Raw genomic sequence first — 20,218 nt, 5'->3', positions numbered from 1 at the left:
TTTTTACTGGAATATTTACTGTCCTATTTAAACTTAACTATTTTAGAGAAAGATTCAGCTTCTAAACTAGCGCTACCTACTAGAGCACCATCAATATTTGGCTGCTCCATAATTTCTTCTACATTCCAAGGCTTAACGCTACCGCCATACTGAATACGAATAGCATCAGCAGTATCTTGGTCATACATTTCAGCAACTGTATCTCGAATATATTTTACCATTTCTTCAGCTTGTTCTGGAGTAGCACTTTCGCCAGTTCCAATTGCCCATAATGGTTCATAAGCAAGTACCATATCTTTAGCATCTTCTGCTTCAATTCCAGATAGGTCAGCTTCTAATTGAAACTTAACTCTAGCAAAGTGCTCATCTGCTTCTCTTTCTTCTAACTTTTCACCAATACATAAGATCGGCTTAATATCATTCTCAAAAGCAGCTTTTAACTTTAAATTAAGTAGTGCATCATCTTCTCCAAAAATTTCTCTTCTTTCAGAGTGACCGATAATTGCATACTCACAACCAACAGATTTAATCATTTGTGGAGATAGTTCACCAGTATAAGCTCCACTTTCTTTATGATACATATTTTCTGACCCTAATTTAATATCAGTATCAGCTAAAACTTCATTTAATGGATATAAATCAACTGCTGGAGCACAAATTCCTGCTTCTACATCATCAACGTCAGCAACTAATTCTTTAAATTTCTTTGCCATTTCTACAGCTTCATCAACATCTTTATGCAATTTCCAATTAGCACACATAAAAGGAGTTCTCATTTACTCCACCTCCGAATTATAGTTTATAGTTGGTAGTAGCTAAGCCACCACCAACTATAGTTCATTTATTAAGTTAATTTCGCTTAACGAAATATATTATCTACTTGCTATTCAATGCATTCCTACCAGTTTTCAAAAAAGCAGAAAACTGTTCGTGATGTGGTAGTTTATTACTTTTACCATATCAATTTCGTTGAACTAAATTTAGTTTCTACTTGTTATTCAATGCATTAAATGCTGGTAATGGCTTTCCTTCGATAACTCGTAAAGAAGCTCCACCACCAGTAGAAATATGTGTTACAGCATCTTCTAATCCAGCTTTCTTAACTGCTGCAGCAGATTCACCGCCACCTACAATAGTAGTAGCATCAATGTTACCTAAAACTTTAGCTACTTCATTAGTTCCTTTAGCAAATGCGTCCATTTCAAACACACCTAAAGGTCCATTCCAAGTAACTGTCTTAGCATCTGCTAGAACATCAGCAAACTTTTCAATAGTCTTAGGGCCAATGTCAAGAGCTTGCCATCCTTCCTCAATCTCATCAATAGCAACTGCTTTATGATTTGCATCAGCAGCAAAATCATCAGCAACTGTTACATCGATAGGTAGGATTAAGTCAACTCCTTTAGCTTCAGCTTTCTCAACTAACTCATTAGCTAAGTCCATTTGATCTTCTTCAAGTAAAGAATCTCCAACTTCATAACCTTGAGCTTTAATGAAAGTATTGGCCATACCTCCACCAATTAAGATAGTTTTAGCTTTACCCATTAAGTTCTCTACAGTACTCATTTTATCAGAAATCTTAGCTCCACCAACAATAGCTACATAAGGTTGAGCTGGTTCTTCAACAGCTGGCTTCATAGTTTCAATTTCATTCTGCATTAAGAATCCAGCTACAGCTTCTGGAGCATATTGAGCTACTCCTGCCGTAGAAGCATGAGCTCTATGAGCAGCACCGAAAGCATCATTAACATATACGTCGCATAATTCAGCTAATTGCTTAGAAAATTCTTCATCATTAGACTTTTCACCAGCATTAAATCTAGTGTTTTCTAATAATAGTACATTTCCCTCTTTTAACTTAGCAATAGCTTCTTTAGCTTCTTCACCTACAGTATCATCTGTCTTAGTAACAGTTTCACCTAATCTTTCAGCTAAAGCTTTAGCTACTGGGTCCAAGCGTAAGTCTTCTTGCACTTCGCCACCAGGACGACCAAAGTGAGCCATTAAAATCACTTTAGCACCTTCGTCTTTTAAATAATTAATAGTTGGTAATGCAGCTTCAATTCTCGTATCATCAGTAACATTACCATCATCATCAACCGGTACATTAAAGTCTACCCGAACTAAGACCTTTTTCCCTTTAACCGCTACATCTTTAAGTGTCTTTTTTTCCATTAATTACACCTCCGTATGTTTTTAAATCTAAACAATAATAATCCAGGGCCAACACTAAGTTTGGCCCTGAACTTCAATTTATAAATTCAACTTACACCATTCTAAGAGCTAAATCAATAACTCGGTGAGTATAACTTAATTCATTGTCATACCAAGAAATAAGCTTAACCATGTTTCCATTCACAACCATAGTACTGTCACCATCAACTTTAGTAGACTCAAATTGTCCCATGATATCGCGAGAAACAAGAGGCTCTTCAGTATAACCTAGAACGCCTTCCATTTCTCCTTCTGCTTTTTCTTTGAACATTTGATTAACTTCTTCTACAGTTACATCTTGTTCTAGAGCAAATACTCCATCAATACAAGAACCATCTGGTACAGGTACTCTAAGTGCCATTCCGTCAATTTTACCTTCTAATTCAGGTAAAACTCTAGTTGTAGCAATAGCAGAACCAGTAGTAGTAGGAATAATATTTTCTGCAGCAGTTCTACCTCTTCTGATTTTGCTTGCTGGAGAGTCTAATACAGACTGGCTAGCAGTATATCCGTGTACAGTAGTAATAATCCCTTGCTTTAATCCGAACTCATCATTTAATGCTTTAACTAGTGGAGATAAAGCATTAGTTGAGCAAGATGCATTAGAAACGATCTTATCATCATCAGATAATTCATCATCATTAGCACCTAGTACAATTTCTGCATCAATTTCATCTTTAGCAGGTACAGTTAATAGAACTTTGTCTGCTCCAGCTTCTAGATGCTGTTCTAATTGTTCTTTATATCTGAATACACCTGTAGATTCAATTACAAGATCAACGTCTAACTCATCCCAAGGTAATTCTGCAGGATCTTTAACTTTACTAATAGCAATTTCTTTGCCATTTACAACTAAGTTTCCATCTTTAACTTCTACCTCTCCATCAAACTGTCCATGTACAGAATCATATCTTAATAAATATGCTAGATTCTCTACATCTACTAAATCATTAATTCCAACAACTTCTAAATCTTCAACTCCTCTACCTTCTAAAAGTCTTAAAAATCCTCTTCCAATACGTCCAAAACCATTAATAGCTACTTTAGCCATTTCAAATTCCCCCTGTTTAAGTATTTTTTGTTTAATATATGTTAATTGATTTTTCTACTTAGTTAGCATGATGACTCTTTATTACACAATTCAATCATCTTACGTGCTGCACTTTCATCGGTGATCAATACATCCTGGTATTGACTAGAAACAACAGATAAAATTGCTTCTGCCTTATCTTCTCCACCAGCAATAGCAATCACTTTATCTATAGCTGATAAATTTTCTAGCTTCAATCCTACACTAGCAGTTGAATAGACTATTTCTCCTTGAGGATTAAAGTAGTAACCAAAACTTTCTCCTACAGCCCCTTTAGCAGTCAACTTTTCAATTTGCTGTTGAGGCATATCACGTCTTTGAGCCATTACTTGTGCTGTACCAATACCTTGAATCAAAAAGTCAGCATTTCTAGCTAAATCTAGAATTTGTTTAATGAATGGTTCATTAATTAACGTGGATATTGTATCCTCTTTTAAATTATCTGGAATATGTAGTAAATGATATTTACCGCCTAATTTATCAGCAATTTCAGCAGCAATCGTATTGGCTTGAATTTCAACCTTTTCTCCTAATCCACCGCGAGCAGGTACTACAGTTACATCTAAACTCTGCTCTAAAGGTGACATCATCTCTGCTACAGTAGATAAAGTATAACCACCTGTCACAGCAATAATGCTTTCTTCTGTAATAGCTCTAGTTAAGAAGTTAGCAGAAAACCTACCTAATCCCTCAGCACCATGATTATAATTTAACCCTTCTGGAACTACATATACATCAACTTGCAGAATTTCTTTTAATTCATCCTCTAAATAAGTAGTTCCTCTCAGTTTTTTAATATAACCATCTAATTGAGAAAGTATTCTTTCTCCTCGAAAAGTTATTTTAGCTCCACTACTAGTAGTAGTAATATACTTTTTGTCTTTAAAGAAATTAAGATGGTTGCGAATTGTCCGTTCACTTAAATTTAACCTTTTAGATAGTGAACGGCGACCAATTGGTTCAAAACCATTAACCGCTCTTAAAATAGCATATCTTTCTTCTACTAATTGTCTTACTTCAGGTACTATCTTCTGCTGTAGTTTAAAGTAATTCTCCATCCTGATCCCTCTTCCTTCCGGGACAAATTTGTCCGTGTTGTATTTATTTGTCCCACAAAGGCTAAAAAAATATGTATCAGTGATTAGGATTATATTTTGGCTTCCCTTCAACTTTTCACCAATTATATTATATGATATTTAGACTCAAATGTAAATAAAAATATTAAAAAAACATAAAATAGCTATGAGGCCTGATCTTCGCGCTGAGAGTCAAAAAACAACCTACCTCATAGCTCATGACTTACCGTTCATGCTTGATCCTTTAAAAATTTCTGCCCCTCTTTTAAGTCTTCAGCCTGTTTCTTAATTCTCCGCAAGCGATGATTAACACCTGATTTAGAGAGAGAAGGTTCTAACATTTCTCCTAATTCTCTCATACTTGCATAAGGATTTTCACGTCGCAAATGTGCAATTTCTTCTAAGCCGGGAGTTAAACTATCGAGACCTTTTAATCGGTCAATCAGTTCAATTGCTTCTAATTGTTCCTGTGCTGCTTCAACTGTTTTATTTAAATTTGCTGTTTCGCAATTAACTTTACGATTAACTTGATTCTTGATTTCTCGATAAACTCTTAAATTCTCTACTTCTAACAAGGTGGAGTGTGCTCCAATTATATTTAAAACCTTCAAGATTTCTTCTATATCTTTTAAGTACAACACATTCTTTTCGCCCCGCACCCGCAAATTGATCTCAATCTCGAATGTTGCAAATAATTTTTGCAGTTCTTCAGCATATTCGTCATAATCTACTACTATTTCTAAGTGATAGTCACTCTCAGGGTTACTAATAGAACCTGCCGCCAAAAATACGCCCCGCAAATAGGCTTTACGACAACAATCATTATTCAAAAATTCTTCTTTAATCTTATAATTCAAAATATAGCTTTCATTAATTAATCCACAGTCAATCAACAATTCTTTGATTCCTTCCTGCGGAGGAACTTTTATAATATAATAATTCCCCTTATCAAGATACATCTTTTTTCTAACCCGAATTTCAGTCCAAAAACTAAACTGTTCTTTTAATAAAGTATAGATTTTTCTAGCCACAGAGGCAGTTTGACTCTTTAATTTTAAAGCCAAATTCCCATTTACTATTTCTAAACTACCTTCAATCTTAATTAATGCTGCTAATTCTGCTAAATGACAGCAGCGATTAGAATTATCTTTTCTAATTACTTCTTTTTTTACCTCATTACTAAATGACATCACTTATCACCTACTCTAATTCCTTTCTTGTTCTTCAGCAAAAATTAAATTCATAATTACTTGGGCCAATTTATCATGGTCATGACGCACTAAATCAGTTTGATTAATTAAATCTTCGCTAATAATTTCTAAATTTTGCTCTAATAATTGATTCCAGTCAACTTCCACTGGATAAGACCCTTCTTCAGCATATTTTTCCAACAATTCCTCTTCTACTTCTCCATCATTAACTAACACATAGTCAATGATTTTTTCTCCTATATGATTATAAATAGCCTGCACATGCTCACTAGCAGTATAATCATCAGTTTCACCAGGTTGGGTCATCACATTACAAGCATAAATTTTTAATGCTTCTGTCTTTTTTATTTCTTCAGCTAAATTTTCAATTAATAAATTAGGTAATACACTTGTATATAAACTTCCCGGTCCTAAAATCACAGCATCAGCTTGTTTAATAGCTTGTAAGGCCTCAGGTAGCGCTTCACAATCAGCCGGGTCAATTGATAATTTTTTGATTTTCCCTTCAGTTTCAGGGATATTAGATTCTCCTTTTACTGTGTCTCCATTTTCTAATGTAGCATATAATCTCATATCATGCAAAGTTGAAGGTAAGACCTGACCGCGAATAGCTAATACATCACTAGATTTTTTTACTCCTTGATGAAAATTACCAGTTATTTTAGATAAAGTTGCAATAAATAAATTACCAAAACTGTGTCCTTCTAATTCACCTTCTTCGAAACGATATTGAAATAAATTTTCCATTAATGGCTCTGTATTTGCTAAAGCTACTAAACAATTACGAATATCACCAGGAGGTAAAATATCTAACTCATCACGTAAAACTCCAGAACTACCTCCATCATCTGCTACAGTCACAATTGCCGTAATATTACTAGTATATTTTTTTATCCCCCGCAGCATAGTGGATAAACCAGTTCCACCACCCACAACAACAATCTTTGGCCCACGATTAAGATATCTATTTTGATATAAAATATCTACTAATCCATCTTCTTGCCCCGGCAATAAAGCATCATAAACGGAACTAATCATCTTTCGAATCCCAAACATAACTAAATAAAATCCAAAGCCAATAATTAATATTCCTAAAAAGATATTAATCCCCGAAGAAAGCTGCCCTGTAATTGAATATATTAAACTCACAAAAACATCTTCTAACATACTCAAAGGTTCAAACCTAATTATAACTGCTACTCCTGTACTAATTAATAATATACCTAATAAGACAATTGCTAACCATCTTTTAAACTTCAAACCCGGATACAGCCATTTTAACTTATTCAAACAACACCCCTCCCCTTTACTTATCAGAATCACGATGCTCAAGCAATAAATTATAATCCCCATCTAATTCTTGATATAGTTTATTAGCCAAAGTTACTGAGCGATGTTTACCACCTGTACAACCAATCGCAATTGTTAAATGAGTTTTACCTTCTTTAATATATTGGGGTAATGTAAATTCAATCAAATCAAATAATTTCTTTTTGAAATTCTGAGTTATCGGCCATTTCAAAACATATTCCTGCACCCGAGGATCATCACCAGTCAATGGACGCAGCGAATCTACATAATGAGGATTGGGTAAAAAACGGACATCAAACATTAAATCGGCATCAGCAGGAACACCATACTTAAAGCCAAAAGATAAAATTGATACTGTCAGTTGTTCTTGATTTTCTTCTTTAACAAACTTTTCTTTAACTTCTTTTCTTAATTCTTTAGGGCCAAGGTCAGTAGTATCAATAATTCTATCCGCTTTCCCTCTAATTTCTTCTAATTTTTTTCGCTCTAAATTAATCGCCTCTGAAATTCTACCTTCTGGTGCTAAAGGATGTCGTCTTCTTGTCTTCTTATAGCGGTTAATTAACACATCAGTATCTGCCTCTAAGAATAAAATCCGATAAGCTAAACCTGCTGATTCTAAACTAGATAGTTCCTCAAATAAACTGTCAAAAAAATCTCGCCCCCGAATATCAATCACAACAGCTACTCTATCTATCTCACCGCTAGAATGTTTACATAATTCTGCAAACTTAGAGATCAAAGCTGGAGGTAAATTATCAACACAAAAGAAGCCTAAATCTTCTAAACCTTTAATCACTTCCGACTTACCCGCCCCTGACATTCCGGTCACGATTATAAAATCTAAATTCTTATCCATCTTATTGTCACCTCTTTATTAATTTTTAGTACTATCAGCTAAATTAGTTGCTTAATTCATAGTACTGAGCACAGATCTAAATTTAGCCGAGACTCCTCATTTTATATTACTTACTTATTATTGAACATTTATAACTTGAGCAGGGGGGGATTCCTAAACGCTGCACTAATTCCAAGGCTGGAGTAACTTCCCCTACTTGTTGAGGAGTATGAGCATCACTCCCCAAACTAAACTTAACTCCTTCTTGAGCTGCTACTTTAAGGAATTCCTCAGTTAAAAAACCATGCTTAGCATTAATTTCTAAAGCTACATTTCGTTTAGCGGCCTCAGTAGCTAAAACTTTAGTATCAATATCAACTTGATAACCAGGATGAGTTATAATATCCACTTCATAATTATCCATAACTTTTATCATTAATTCAGTGTTCATTTTTCTAATTTTATCATTATTAAATCTTAATTTGCCAATAATAGCATTATTAACAATAATGCCCCACAATGATTTCCAATCACCTGGTCTGATAAACAAATGAAATCCGACTAACACTTTATCTAATTGTTTTAACACTTCTACAGGCACATCAATTTCTCCATCTAAGTTGATAATATTCGCCTCAACTGCTGCTAAAATATTTATCTCAGGATAATATTCATTATATTCATCAATTTTCTTTTTTATTTCTAAGAGAGTTTCAGCTTTCTTAACTCCAAAGCGTCTAATACTCTGACTTTTTGGCCCATGGTCAGCAATAGCAATTTCCGATAATCCTTGTCCAATTGCTGCCTCAATATTATCTTTAATTCTTCCTTCTCCATGACTATAAAGAGTATGGGTGTGATAATCTGCCGTTAAACGCACTAACTTCGCTCCTCAATAATTAAATTTAAATAAACATTCCAATCTTACTACCAATAATACTCAATAGTATCATAATGAAATAACCTTCAATAGCTGTCAACTTTAAAAATCTTAATACTGCAAATAAAGCTACTAATGATTCTGCCCATAATACATACTGCACATTAGTTGTAATATAAGAACTATCAAACTTTAAAAATAGTGCTGCTGTAATAACTACTATCACTGCTAATGAATATCTAAAATATTTTTTAAACTTAACCTCTTTAGTCTGATTCCATAAATAATAAATTGAATACCAGACTAATGGGAAGAAAAATACAGCCCATGGTTCATCATTAATCATCAACACTGTAGTCATTAACACTGCTAATAAGTAAGCATAATACCAGATGTTATCTCGTTTAAAGACAGGAAAAATTCCCTGCACAAAAATAAATCCTAAAGCCACTGCTGGAATCAGCCCTTCTGCTACTGTAATATTACCTAATATTTCAGCAGGCAACCATCCTAATATCTTTTCTACTAAGGGCGCTCCTAATAGTATTAAAAAATTAAAGACTCCCATTAAATAAATATACCACTTTTTTTCCGAGAAATAGGAAGCCACTGTCTCTTGCCAGCTATAAAGCAATAATACTACTAGACTCAATGGAAACAGCAAATTTATATTAGCTGTCAGAGCTACTAGCGAAACAGATAATAAGCTAGTTAATAATCCATACTGTAACCCAGCCGTAAAATCTACTAAGTTACTACCCCATAATAATTCTGTCAATACTCCAATGATTATCCCAGCACTAAAACTTCCTTCACTTACTCCTAATACTGATGGACTAAGCAACCATCCTAAAGCAGGAGCTAATAATAAAGGATGAAAAAATATTTTCATTTTAAATCCTACTTTATGCCGCACATAAAATAGTAGTGTAATAACTATAGCTAATAATAGTTTAATTAACATAATTAACCACCTCAAATTACAATATCTATAGTACTAATTCAATAGTTAGCCTAGATTTCCTCCAACTAATTAAAAAATGGACTCTTAGCGAGTCCATTTTTTACTAAATTGTGGCTAACTTCTGCTGGATTTCTTGGGTTCCCCAATTAATCTCATCATACTCTTGTAGTACTTCTTGATAAACATCTATAGTTTTATTAGCTATTGTTTTCCAATTGTATTCAGTTTTAACCTCTTGATAGGCATTAGTAATTATATTAGCAGCTAAATTATGGTCAGACAAAACTCTTAACAAGTTATGAGCTAAAGATGCACTATCACCAGGATAAACTTTGAGTCCATTTTTATTATGCTCAATAATCTCACTAAAACCACCTACATCAGAAACTACTACCGGCGTTTGAGTCACCATCGCTTCTAAAGCTACAATTCCAAATGGTTCATACAAACTAGGAAATGCTGCCACATCTGCTATCTGATAAAGGTTATTACGAAGTTTTTTATCAGCATATCCAGTGAACAAAACTTTTTCTCTAATTCCTAACTGAGCAGCTTGATCTTCTAACCACATTTGTGCCGGCCCTTCCCCAGAAATAATAAACTTCACATTATAATTATGGGCCAACACCTCTTGAGCAGCATTGATTAAGACATGAACTCCTTTTTCGCGTACTAAGCGACCAATAAAATACACTATTCGCTCTTCAGGTCGAGCATAGTTATCCCTAAAAGATTGAGGAAGGTCACTGCTAAAGTTCTCTTTTTTTACTCCATTATTAATTACTTGTACCTTATCATCTGGTAACGAAAAATGATCCCTTACTTCATCTTTCATATACTGGCTACAACAGATTACTCTCCATGCTTCATAAGTGCTCTTCCATTCGATATCATTAATATACCGTTGTTGCTCATTATGCAACCCTTGATTTCTTCCCACTTCCGTAGCATGAATTGTAGTTACTAACGGCAACTTATAACTGTGTTTTAAAGTTTGAGCAGCAAAATTCACTAACCAATCATGACTATGAATCAAATCAATACGATGGTAGTTGATTACTTCAATTGCTTTTTCTACTAATTTAAAATTAAACTGCAGCACCCAAGATGCAAAATCATTTGTTTCAATCTCAACTGGAGGTACTCGATAAACATGAATCCCTTTTTCAATTTCATATTCTTCCGTATCTGATAATCCTTGCGTTATGAGATGAACTTCTACTCCTTCTTTCACTAATTCCGGTAATAAATCAGATAAGTGACTAGCTAATCCCCCTACATGACAGGGAGGATACTCCCATGACAAAACCAATAATTTCATTAATTATTACCCCCATTATCCCAAAAAATAAAAAAGCAAATTATTAATGTATTAAATAGTATTGTCAGGCTAATTTTTTTTATTCATTTAATGCAAAGTTTTCTTATTAATAATAATTATTTTTATTTCAAACCAGGAATTACTATTTCTATCTATAAATCCTAATATTACGATGTATCTATATAAAGTGGCACTATCGTGCCACTAGCTAGTAGATAAAAGCTAGTAGCTAGTAGTAAATTCAAAACCAAGAGGCACAATCAGAAAATAAGTAACCTCACTTTAAGATAATCCCTGACCCCACTATTAAAGTAAAACTATCATTAGATGGCTGAGCAAGTTTTTCGTAGTGGCATTAAATTTAGGATGTTAATGAGTCTTAATGAAGTGAAAGTAAAATCAATTTTGTATTACTTAATTTCCAATTTAAATTAAGTGAAATTGATTTTACTTGAATGAATTTTAGACGAATCATCCTAAATTTCTTAACGAAGAAATGCTTGCTCAGCCATCTCGAAGTTACACTTTATATAGATAATATGCAATTTAATAAGCAAATGTGAAATAATATAAAAATGGGAGTGATAGTATGCAATATGAAAAATTAGGAAATAGCGACTTAGAAGTTTCAGTAGTTGGTTTAGGAACTTGGGCCTTAGGAAGTGATTTTTATGGAGAAGTTGATGATTCACAATCAATAGCCGCTATTAGACAAGCTATTGATTCAGGAATTAATTTAATCGATACTGCTCCGCCTTATGGAGACGGGCACTCAGAAGAAGTTGTTGGAGAAGCAATTAAAGGATATAGAGAGCAGGTTCTAATTGCTACTAAGTGTGGAGTTTATCGCGACGGAGCAGAATTGGTTCGGGATTTGAGTCCATCTACGATCAGAAAGCAAGTTAATGATTCTTTAGACAGACTGGGAATCGACACAATTGACCTCTATCAAATCCACTGGCCCGATACTAATGTACCATTAGAAGAAACAGTTGCCGAATTAGAAAAATTACAAGAAGAAGGTAAATTTCGCTACTTAGGAGTTTCTAATTTTGATAAACAACTATTAGAAGAAATAACTGATCTAACTAATATAGTTAGTTTACAACCGCACTATTCTTTATTACAGCGTGAGATTGAAACAGAAGAATTACCTTATTGTGTAGAACATAATATCGGTAATTTATCTTATGGTTCTATCGGGGGCGGGATTTTAACTGGAAAATATGATCAACCTCCAGAATTTGATGATGATGATAAACGAAGTCAATTCTATCCTTTCTATGATGAAGAAACTTGGTCTCAAACATTAGATTTAATTGATGTAATGGAAGAAATAGCTGCAGAGCATAATGCTCCTATTGTCCAAGTAGCAATTAATTGGGTTCGTCAACAAGAAGGAATCACTACTGCTTTAGTAGGAGCCAAAACACCACAACAAGCCAAGCAAAATGCTGGAGCAGCAGATTGGGATCTTTCTGCTGCTGAAATAGAAAGATTAACTAAAGCATCCAATAAAGTCATAAAATAAAGCATGGGCTGTCGCCCATTTAGAGACGAGTCATGAGTAAAGAGTAACAAGTTAAAAGATTAATAAAAATATATTATAAGGCATGGCTAAATAGCCATGCCTTTATATATTAAGTAAAAAACGGGATTGGTATTCAGTTTTTTATCTTTATTTTTTCACTGCTTTTCTATTCTTCAATTTTTTATTCTTCACTTTCTTCACTGATTACTACTTTTAACCGTCTCCTCCGTGTTTTTAAAATTCAAAAAACACTCCGTGCAGTCCTGTTCTCTCTACTTTTCTCTTTATTAGCTGCGCAATCTATATATTGCAATTTCCCCAAATTTAACTACCAGCTACTATTCTTACTGCTTTTCTCTCTTTACTCCTCACTCATCACTAATTACTCATCACTGCCCTTAACGAAATCAATTATTTCTTGCGGATCAGGCAATTCAGAAATTTCATAAACTTGAGAATAAATAACTTCTCCATTTTCATCTAATAAAATATTAGCTCTTTCTGAAAATCCATCTTCATCTCTAAAGATTCCTAATTCTTTAGCTAATCCACCATGAGGCCAAAAATCAGATACTAATTGTAACTTTTCTAGTCCTAATTCTTCTGCCCACGCTTTTTTAGCAGGCACTGCATCAATACTAATTCCTAACGGCACAATATTTAATTCTTCTAATTCTTCATAATTAGCTTCTAACCCTTGCATCTGGTTAGCACAGACACTTGTAAACGCCAACGGATGAAAAGATAATAATACTTTCTGCCCTTCCAAATCAGATAAATTGACTTCATTTTCATTATGGTCAGTTAAAGTAAAATCATTTATTTTAGTTCCTACTTCTACAGTCATAACTATCACCCTTCCTAAAATTTTATTATGTTTAAATGATAATAATTATCGTTATTGTTATTATAAATGATTTACTATATCTTGTCAATGATTTACTTTAACAATTTAACTCTCAAATATAAAAGCAGGGATTATCCCTGCTTTTATATTTCTTCTCTATTTTCACTTGTCACTCTTTACTACCCACTACTCACTGTTCCCAATAATTATTTTTCTGGGTGATAGTTCGTAGACTAGGCAATGCCTAGTCTCTACATCAGTCATTCATCTTTCTTCCCGAAAGTGATTTTAGGGTTTATGGTTCTTACTGTTCTTACTGTTCTTACTTTTCACTCTTTACTCCTTACTCCTTACTCTTTACTTCTTACTCTTCACTCTTCACTCTTTACTTCTCTTTACTGTCTTTTCTTGTCACTGCTTTTTCTTAATTATATTGCTGTCCATCATGTACTTCAAAACTCCAATTACTACCTTGGTTATTATCCCAATTTTCAGCAGAATCTTTAAAACAAAAGTTAAAGCGGTCAGTAGTATTAACTTTAAGTTGTGCCTGCCACTTTTCTGCATCCTCTTTTTTCATTTGAATACTAGTTACATCTCGCCATTCATCATTGAAACCTATTCCAGCATGAAGATATACTTTCTCTGCGCCAGATTCAGCTAATATTCCATTGTAAGAGATAGTAACTTTTTCTCCTGCAGTAATTGGTGTTGGTTTTACTTCTATCTTAGCATCATCCATCCTCTAATTCCCCCTATAAATATAGATATCAATAGTAGTATGAGGTAATTAAATCTTTTTTATTGCAGGAAAAATAAAACAACTTTTTAATTAATCTTCTTTTACATTCCGCTGAGACTATCTGCTGCTGGAATAGTAATTATTTCATTACTATCACTGTCATCATTGGCAATACTATTGCCATTATTAGGAGTAATATCATGTACATGAGTAGTATTATACCTTGGAGCAGCTGTAATAATTAATTTTGAACTACTATCAAAATTACTCAACTCAGAAATAGGAATTCTTAGTTCAAAAGCAAAATCACTATCAGCACTGCGTGGTGCGTCTAAACTACCTAATTCTGAAGTAGTCCCCATTTCTCCACCTCTGATTTGACTATCAGAACCATCAGTGGCAATATCAATATAAGAAATATAACCATTACCCTTATAACCAGATGGTTCTACATAAATAGCATAATCAACCCCAACTTCTGTATTATAAGTTTGATTATAAAATGGAGTAGTAGAAAAATCTTTTTTCCCTGTAGTGTTATCATTATCTTCATCAATTAAAATATGAAAACTTTCTTTATTTCCATCGTTAGCTGTTCTAGCTTGGACAGCAATATATAAATAATTTTCATCTCTGGCAGTCTTAACTTCACCAATCGTCGGAGCATTATCACCCCAGTTATATACTTCATGCCCAGCTCCCATAACATCTGTATAATGTGAATTATAATCTGCTTCACCTATATCACCATCAATAATGACTATGGTATTATTAGTTACTGACTGAGAACTGAAATCAACTAATAAATTATCAGCACTATCCTTGACATTACCATTACTATAATCAATTGTAACTACATCCCCTATTACAATTTCAACAGCTAAAGATAAAGTTAAAGTGTCTGTTCCACTACCACTTAAACTATTAACAGCTACTGGACTTCCATTTACATTAACACTAAATCCACTAGCATCTGTAGCAGTTACTACTTCACTCATTATTAAGACTACATCTTTTGGTGCTGTATCTTCTACTACTGCATTACTCACAGTTGGTGCTGTTTCATCAAGAGTTGTAACCTCTAATTTAGTTGCATCACCTTGTAAATTAGGATGTGTGGCTTCGTCTTCTCCTACTACATAAACATCATAAGCAATCTTTTCACTTAAAGCTGTGACAGTGATTGCAACTCCACTGCCGCTATCTGTCTTGCTACCATTTGCTAATGCTGCAGCTCCTAAAGCATTATTTCCTGCTTTTACCTGCGCAGCACTTGGCGCACTAGCTTGATCATTAACTACTACATAATAAACTGTTCCAGCTTCATTAAGCGTAGCATTCAAATCAAATGATGTCCCCGTGATATTGGCTGTGCTTGGCCCAGAACTGAAACTTGGTGCTGTAATATCTATCTCTGTATCACTATATTTAGTGCTCTCTAAATAATAATTGTCTCCGCCCCAATTTGTAATATTTCGTGCATCAATCCAAATATTATTTGTACTTGTGCTATAAGTAACGTTAGAGCTAAAATCATCTGCTTTCAAAAACTTCTTTGTTCCACTATCAGAAAACTCAATCACAAATTCAGTAGTAGCTGCTGCATCTTCTACTGCTACTGTAATTTCATACCAGCTGCTATTCTTAGTCATACTTAATCCTGAAGCACTTTCTTCCCCATTCTTATAATAAGATAAATTTACTGTTCCTGAATCACCCCAACTCGGCATTGCATAATGGAAAGTAATTGCTTCTACAGTATTAGTTACTGCTTGTCCACTGATATCAGCTAATTCATTGCCAGCAATATCTTTTACATTACCTCCACTATAATTTAAAGTTACTGTATCTTCTTTTTTAACTTTAGTATCTAAAGTCAAAGTTAAAACCTCTGTTCCACTACCATTTAAACTAGCAATTGTTACTGCAGTCCCATTAATTTTCACAATAAAACCAGTCGCATCACTTGTATTTACTATTTCACTCATAGTAAGTACAATATTTGTGGAATTTTTTACTACGGCTTGCTTTAATGTGGGAAGTATTTGGTCAGTGTTGCTTAAATTAATATCAACGGGAGCTGTTGCCGCTGATTTATATCTGCTCAAAGCTAATCAAAATTAACAAATGAGTAGATTACAGCGTTAACACCAAAGTTACAGTGTTCTTATCCACAAACCCTATCTTAAAAAGACTCGGGGGTGCTTTTTAGACTACTTTCTTCTTAATTTCATAGTCCCAGCTATCTTTAAGCAGTTTGGCAAATTCGTAATCACTATTTACTTTAATTGGGTTACAGAGTTTAGAAAGATTAGTACATTTCTGCTCTTGATAGTTGGGACTTAATTTTAAAATATTTCTTGCTCCATTAATATCGGAATTTATTGCTAAATCATTTACACCATCAACGTATAACCCACGTTCAACTCGCCTACCTGAATAATTGTAGTTTTTCAACAATTTCTTGCAAGCATCAATTAAACGCTGATATTCTTGATATTCAATATCAGATTCAGTCTTATCTTGTTGATTTTTTAGATCTTTAATCTTTTTCTGTAATGATTTAGCTTTATAAACTTCTTTAGTAAAAGAATTAGACTTTGATGTACATCCTTCATCAACAACTGTCACTTCAATTCCAAAATCTTGTGCTTTATACTCTAGATATTCTAATAGTTTAATAAATGGAATTTGGATAAAATTTTGCTTTGTTTTTTTCTGCATATTGCAATTGCCATTGTTTTTCATATCATTAAGAGTATATGATATAACCAGTTCAGTGACATTATGTTTATCGAGGTATTCCAACACTCTTTTACTGACTTTATGAAACTGGTCATAGAAAAACCTGTTTCTCTTTTCGAAGAGAAAATTTATATATTCTCTTAAATATTTCTTTCTAGTTTTAGATTCTAGAGTGTCAATAGCATTAGACAATTTAGCTATTTGCCGATTAAATTGACTATTATAGTTCTTAAACTTCTTACCATCTACTATCAGACTAGGGCTATCTTTATCCTCTATATAAACTGCTGCTAGATTATTAACCCCTATATCTAAACCTGCAATCTTATGCGGTTTATTATTTTGCACCTTTTTATTATGGTGATAAGTAACTAATAGGTACAATTCACCATTAGAATACTGTAAATTAATAGATTGAATGTTATCTAGGTCACCATCCACTAACTGTTTTAGCTTTTGCTGATTAACTCTTATATATTGTCTGCCTCTATCATGGTCCAGAGTTATACCTAATTTGTCTTTACCTTTCTTTAAATAAGAAAGTCCTATACCTTTATCATTATCAATTAAAAGAGTATAGTGATTTAGTGAAGATAAACTTTTAGGTTTGGGTGGTTTGGCTTTTTTATCACCTTTTTTGTTTTTAGTGTAAAAAGATTTAAAATTACCTCGTACTTTTCTAATAGTCATGACGAGGTTATCTTTTTTAAGTTGTTTCCCAACTTCAATTAAATCCTGCATTAGATCATGATCTTTATATTTTTCTTTCATGTAGGCTACTTTTTCAGCATGTTGACCACCTTTGGTATCTCTAATCACTGCTCTCATTACATAAGGATTAGAAATCAAATTTCTATCCCCAATCTCTTGTTTATAATCTTGCTCTAATAAAATAAGCAGCATATTTTCAAAATGCCTTGTTAAATATACCTTCTCAATTGCAAATTCTTTAAAGTCTTGATCTTTGATTAATATTTTGCTTGTGCGCAGCATCTAGTTTTCTCCTTTAACTTTAATATGTTTAATCAATAGTAAATAATTCTTTATTACTTGTCTTTATCTTTTTAGATTTATGACTGCGACTTCCATATAATTTAGCTGAAAATACTGTAATAATTGACAATACATCATCTACTAATTCTTCTTGATAACTTTTATCTTCAGTATAATTTATTATTTCAATTTTGACATCATTTAACTCGCATATCTGTTCAAACATTTCATATCCAAATCTGATAAGTCTATCTTTATAATTAACTACAATTCTTCCAATTTCCCTACTTTCAATTAATTTAATAAGTTCTTTAAGTCCTTTTTTCTTATAATTAAGACCACTACCTATATCTTTAATAATCCTGAATTGATAACCATTAGCTGTACAATAACTAGAAACTTTATCTATTTGTCGTTCTAAATCATCTTTTTGACTATTACTAGAAACTCTGCAATAACCAATAGTTAATCGGCTGTGATTATCCTCTTTAGTTTGAAAAGCAATTAACTTCTTTTTGCCATATCTTCTATGCCCACCTACAGTACGTTCAGGAACTAATTTCCCTTCTTTATCCCAACGCCTCAGAGTTGAAATTGCAACTCCTAAAAAATTAGCTGCTTCTTTAATTGATAGTTTCATTTTTATCACCTATTAATAATATAACCAAAATCTATCTATTTATACATCAAAATAAGTATATTTGATTATAAATAATTAAACTGTTTAGAAGCCCCTTTACTTTTATCCCTGCATTATTAAAATCTTTAGCTATTTCAATTAACCAACCATCTTTTCTTGGCCCTGCTTTTTCCGGCGAAGAAAAGATTTCAATAAACTCTGTCGTTGAATTTTGAACTTGCACAGAAAATTTAGATATATCGGGTAGAGAATCTTTAACACTACTTTTCTTGATATCAACTAAGGCTTTTCTAGGCTTATTCTTTTTAACAGTTATATCGTTATATGTATCCTGCAAAGTTTGCTGGGCTTTTTCTTTCGAAACCACTTGATTGCTTTTACCTATATCTTTTGTTAAAGTCATACCCCCATAGACAATAACAAAAACACCTATCCCTAATAAAAGTAAACTCAGTACTATAGTTAATAAATTCTTCTTACTGCTCACTTCTCTCACTCCTCTTTATTATTTAAATAATTTTGTCTGCTTAATTAATTCATCTATTTCTTTCATAGCCCCCATCTGCTCTATTTCTCCATCTTCTAAGCTATTAAATCTAGAGATTTCTAAAAGTAATTTATCTAATTTCAGTAATATCACCTCATTATCTTCTATAGAATCTTTAATAAAAGAAATATACTCATGATAGATACTTCTCTTATTTTTAATAAACTTTGGTGAATAATTTTCTTGAGCCTCACTACTCTTAATAAAATTATAATCTTCTTCATCAAAGGCATTTAACTTATTAATAATACTTTTAATATTTATATAAAATATATGCTCAATATCTAAAACTGTACCTTCAAACTTAGAATAACTAAGTTCATCATCATTAAACTTCTGCAGTAGCATATCCTTGATTGTTTCTTTCTTATTATTAAACCTGTCTATTTGCTCTAAAATATTATCAATATCTTTAGTAAATAGTTTCTTACTTTTATTTTGTTTAAGAGCTTCAATATAGTCAGCAGTAGTATTAAGGTTAACTGTATTAATAATTTCTTCTTTCTCAAATAATAATTTATAATTCCCCATAATAAAGATAACAAAACTAAGCACCACTATTGTTACTCCCAATGCTGTTTCAAAAGCTCTTCCTCCTCTTAACTGAATTCCTAGCAAACCTTCTGAAAAAAATATAATTTCTAACACTGCTAACCCTAGATTTAAAACTGCTAATTTGATTATTTTTTCAGATTGCACTATCTTTCGCTCCTTTATAAACCCAAACTTTTTATTGAATTTATTTCTAATTATGTTTTTACTTTCTTTATTATAACATTTTATTACTATAATTTCAACTCATGCTCATAATTGACACATAAAAAAATCCCGAGCACTAGGCTCGGGACAGGTTGAGAAACTACTATAAAGTTAAATTTTCAATGAATTCTACTTCTACACCATTAGGATCTTCGATAAATGCCAATTTAGTTCCATTAGGAGTCTCTATTGGCCCGCGCAGTAATTCAATCCCTTTAGCTTCTAAATCTGCAATAGTTTCTGCCATATCTTCTACTGCAAATCCAATAGACACAGGACAATCATTATCTGCTTCTACTTCTTCCCCTGCTTATTAATTCAATCGTTCCTCCCTCATCCTGTAGAAAAGAAATTTCTACTCCTGGACGGGGATTTAAGCGCTTAACTTCTGCTAAATTTAAAACATCTTGATAAAAGTTTAGTGACTCTTCTAAATCATTAACATGAATAGTGGTTAATTGAAATTGCATTAACTATCCCTCCAATAAATTTTAAGTATTATATTTCTC

General features: G+C 32.9%; 20 protein-coding genes. 1 reads left to right on the top strand and 19 read right to left on the bottom strand.

All coding sequences use genetic code 11. The annotated features are described in order from the left end of the window. Positions 1–23: 23 nt before the first annotated feature. From tpiA to JOC47_RS08140, 10 genes are all read right to left on the bottom strand, one after another. Entirely contained in the window at positions 24–776 is a 753-nt protein-coding gene (gene tpiA / locus JOC47_RS08185; RefSeq protein WP_204701585.1) for a triose-phosphate isomerase, read from the bottom strand. Positions 777–987: 211 nt separating this feature from the next. Beyond that, the gene (locus tag JOC47_RS08180) at positions 988–2,175 is read right to left on the bottom strand and encodes a phosphoglycerate kinase (protein WP_204701584.1); all 1,188 of its coding nucleotides are present in this window, start codon (positions 2,173–2,175) and stop codon (positions 988–990) included. Between the two features lie 91 nt (positions 2,176–2,266). Continuing rightward, complete coding sequence (gene gap, locus JOC47_RS08175) at positions 2,267–3,265, bottom strand: type I glyceraldehyde-3-phosphate dehydrogenase (RefSeq protein WP_204701583.1); 999 nt, start codon at positions 3,263–3,265, stop codon at positions 2,267–2,269. Between the two features lie 62 nt (positions 3,266–3,327). After that, positions 3,328–4,362 (bottom strand): sugar-binding transcriptional regulator, encoded by a 1,035-nt coding sequence (locus tag JOC47_RS08170; RefSeq protein WP_204701582.1) that lies wholly within the window; start codon positions 4,360–4,362, stop codon positions 3,328–3,330. A 248-nt stretch (positions 4,363–4,610) separates the two neighbouring features. Beyond that, positions 4,611–5,570 carry a DNA-binding protein WhiA gene (gene whiA / locus JOC47_RS08165; RefSeq protein WP_204701581.1) on the bottom strand — a complete coding sequence of 320 codons (960 nt, stop codon included), beginning with the start codon at positions 5,568–5,570 and terminating at the stop codon, positions 4,611–4,613. A gap of 15 nt (positions 5,571–5,585) precedes the next feature. Then, positions 5,586–6,881: a gluconeogenesis morphogenetic factor MgfK gene (gene mgfK, locus JOC47_RS08160; protein WP_204701580.1), complete on the bottom strand. Its 1,296-nt coding sequence runs from the start codon at positions 6,879–6,881 to the stop codon at positions 5,586–5,588. A 16-nt stretch (positions 6,882–6,897) separates the two neighbouring features. Then, entirely contained in the window at positions 6,898–7,761 is an 864-nt protein-coding gene (gene rapZ / locus JOC47_RS08155) for an RNase adapter RapZ (RefSeq protein WP_204701579.1), read from the bottom strand. Between the two features lie 106 nt (positions 7,762–7,867). Next, positions 7,868–8,620, bottom strand: a complete 753-nt coding sequence (locus JOC47_RS08150) for a PHP domain-containing protein (RefSeq protein WP_204701578.1) — start codon at positions 8,618–8,620, stop codon at positions 7,868–7,870. Positions 8,621–8,645: 25 nt separating this feature from the next. Beyond that, positions 8,646–9,584, bottom strand: a complete 939-nt coding sequence (locus tag JOC47_RS08145) for a hypothetical protein (protein ID WP_204701577.1) — start codon at positions 9,582–9,584, stop codon at positions 8,646–8,648. Positions 9,585–9,687: 103 nt separating this feature from the next. Further along, positions 9,688–10,905 carry a glycosyltransferase family 4 protein gene (locus JOC47_RS08140; protein WP_204701576.1) on the bottom strand — a complete coding sequence of 406 codons (1,218 nt, stop codon included), beginning with the start codon at positions 10,903–10,905 and terminating at the stop codon, positions 9,688–9,690. A gap of 589 nt (positions 10,906–11,494) precedes the next feature. Between JOC47_RS08140 and JOC47_RS08135 the strand changes: the two genes are divergently transcribed. Continuing rightward, positions 11,495–12,436, top strand: coding sequence for an aldo/keto reductase (locus tag JOC47_RS08135; RefSeq protein WP_204701575.1), 942 nt, complete (start codon positions 11,495–11,497; stop codon positions 12,434–12,436). A 382-nt stretch (positions 12,437–12,818) separates the two neighbouring features. Here the strand turns inward: JOC47_RS08135 and JOC47_RS08130 are convergent, their stop codons facing one another. The 9 genes from JOC47_RS08130 to JOC47_RS15715 all read right to left on the bottom strand — a co-directional run bounded on the left by JOC47_RS08130 (position 12,819) and on the right by JOC47_RS15715 (position 20,179). Next, entirely contained in the window at positions 12,819–13,283 is a 465-nt protein-coding gene (locus JOC47_RS08130; RefSeq protein WP_204701574.1) for a redoxin domain-containing protein, read from the bottom strand. Positions 13,284–13,707: 424 nt separating this feature from the next. Continuing rightward, the gene (locus JOC47_RS08125; RefSeq protein WP_204701573.1) at positions 13,708–14,025 is read right to left on the bottom strand and encodes a carbohydrate-binding protein; all 318 of its coding nucleotides are present in this window, start codon (positions 14,023–14,025) and stop codon (positions 13,708–13,710) included. Between the two features lie 101 nt (positions 14,026–14,126). After that, positions 14,127–16,133, bottom strand: coding sequence for a SwmB domain-containing protein (locus JOC47_RS08120; RefSeq protein WP_204701572.1), 2,007 nt, complete (start codon positions 16,131–16,133; stop codon positions 14,127–14,129). Positions 16,134–16,233: 100 nt separating this feature from the next. Then, a complete protein-coding gene (locus JOC47_RS08115; RefSeq protein WP_204701571.1) occupies positions 16,234–17,763 on the bottom strand; it encodes a transposase in 1,530 nt (509 codons plus the stop codon). A gap of 28 nt (positions 17,764–17,791) precedes the next feature. Continuing rightward, on the bottom strand, positions 17,792–18,403 hold the full coding sequence (locus tag JOC47_RS08110) for an IS607 family transposase (protein WP_204701570.1): 612 nt from the start codon (positions 18,401–18,403) through the stop codon (positions 17,792–17,794). Between the two features lie 46 nt (positions 18,404–18,449). Beyond that, entirely contained in the window at positions 18,450–18,890 is a 441-nt protein-coding gene (locus tag JOC47_RS08105; protein ID WP_204701569.1) for a hypothetical protein, read from the bottom strand. An 18-nt stretch (positions 18,891–18,908) separates the two neighbouring features. Then, complete coding sequence (locus tag JOC47_RS08100; protein WP_204701568.1) at positions 18,909–19,649, bottom strand: hypothetical protein; 741 nt, start codon at positions 19,647–19,649, stop codon at positions 18,909–18,911. A gap of 163 nt (positions 19,650–19,812) precedes the next feature. Beyond that, positions 19,813–19,956: a VOC family protein gene (locus JOC47_RS15720; RefSeq protein WP_204701567.1), complete on the bottom strand. Its 144-nt coding sequence runs from the start codon at positions 19,954–19,956 to the stop codon at positions 19,813–19,815. A gap of 37 nt (positions 19,957–19,993) precedes the next feature. Beyond that, positions 19,994–20,179, bottom strand: coding sequence for a VOC family protein (locus JOC47_RS15715; RefSeq protein ID WP_204701566.1), 186 nt, complete (start codon positions 20,177–20,179; stop codon positions 19,994–19,996). Positions 20,180–20,218 lie beyond the last annotated feature (39 nt).

This window comes from Halanaerobacter jeridensis, assembly GCF_016908315.1.
In the GTDB taxonomy this organism is placed as follows: Bacteria; Bacillota; Halanaerobiia; order Halobacteroidales; family Halobacteroidaceae; genus Halanaerobacter; species Halanaerobacter jeridensis.
The sequence above is the reverse complement of the archived record's forward strand: the minus strand, read 5'-3'. Positions and strand labels throughout refer to the sequence as shown.

What these genes read in the sequence shown, in the direction of transcription:
- tpiA (WP_204701585.1), bottom strand. Translation starts at nt 776, where the DNA reads ATGAGAACTCCTTTTATGTGTGCTAATTGGAAATTGCATAAAGATGTT.
- JOC47_RS08180 (WP_204701584.1), bottom strand. Translation starts at nt 2,175, where the DNA reads ATGGAAAAAAAGACACTTAAAGATGTAGCGGTTAAAGGGAAAAAGGTC.
- gap (WP_204701583.1), bottom strand. Translation starts at nt 3,265, where the DNA reads ATGGCTAAAGTAGCTATTAATGGTTTTGGACGTATTGGAAGAGGATTT.
- JOC47_RS08170 (WP_204701582.1), bottom strand. Translation starts at nt 4,362, where the DNA reads ATGGAGAATTACTTTAAACTACAGCAGAAGATAGTACCTGAAGTAAGA.
- whiA (WP_204701581.1), bottom strand. Translation starts at nt 5,570, where the DNA reads ATGTCATTTAGTAATGAGGTAAAAAAAGAAGTAATTAGAAAAGATAAT.
- rapZ (WP_204701579.1), bottom strand. Translation starts at nt 7,761, where the DNA reads ATGGATAAGAATTTAGATTTTATAATCGTGACCGGAATGTCAGGGGCG.
- JOC47_RS08145 (WP_204701577.1), bottom strand. Translation starts at nt 9,584, where the DNA reads ATGTTAATTAAACTATTATTAGCTATAGTTATTACACTACTATTTTAT.
- JOC47_RS08140 (WP_204701576.1), bottom strand. Translation starts at nt 10,905, where the DNA reads ATGAAATTATTGGTTTTGTCATGGGAGTATCCTCCCTGTCATGTAGGG.
- JOC47_RS08135 (WP_204701575.1), top strand. Translation starts at nt 11,495, where the DNA reads ATGCAATATGAAAAATTAGGAAATAGCGACTTAGAAGTTTCAGTAGTT.
- JOC47_RS08130 (WP_204701574.1), bottom strand. Translation starts at nt 13,283, where the DNA reads ATGACTGTAGAAGTAGGAACTAAAATAAATGATTTTACTTTAACTGAC.
- JOC47_RS08125 (WP_204701573.1), bottom strand. Translation starts at nt 14,025, where the DNA reads ATGGATGATGCTAAGATAGAAGTAAAACCAACACCAATTACTGCAGGA.
- JOC47_RS08115 (WP_204701571.1), bottom strand. Translation starts at nt 17,763, where the DNA reads ATGCTGCGCACAAGCAAAATATTAATCAAAGATCAAGACTTTAAAGAA.
- JOC47_RS08110 (WP_204701570.1), bottom strand. Translation starts at nt 18,403, where the DNA reads ATGAAACTATCAATTAAAGAAGCAGCTAATTTTTTAGGAGTTGCAATT.
- JOC47_RS15720 (WP_204701567.1), bottom strand. Translation starts at nt 19,956, where the DNA reads ATGGCAGAAACTATTGCAGATTTAGAAGCTAAAGGGATTGAATTACTG.
- JOC47_RS15715 (WP_204701566.1), bottom strand. Translation starts at nt 20,179, where the DNA reads ATGCAATTTCAATTAACCACTATTCATGTTAATGATTTAGAAGAGTCA.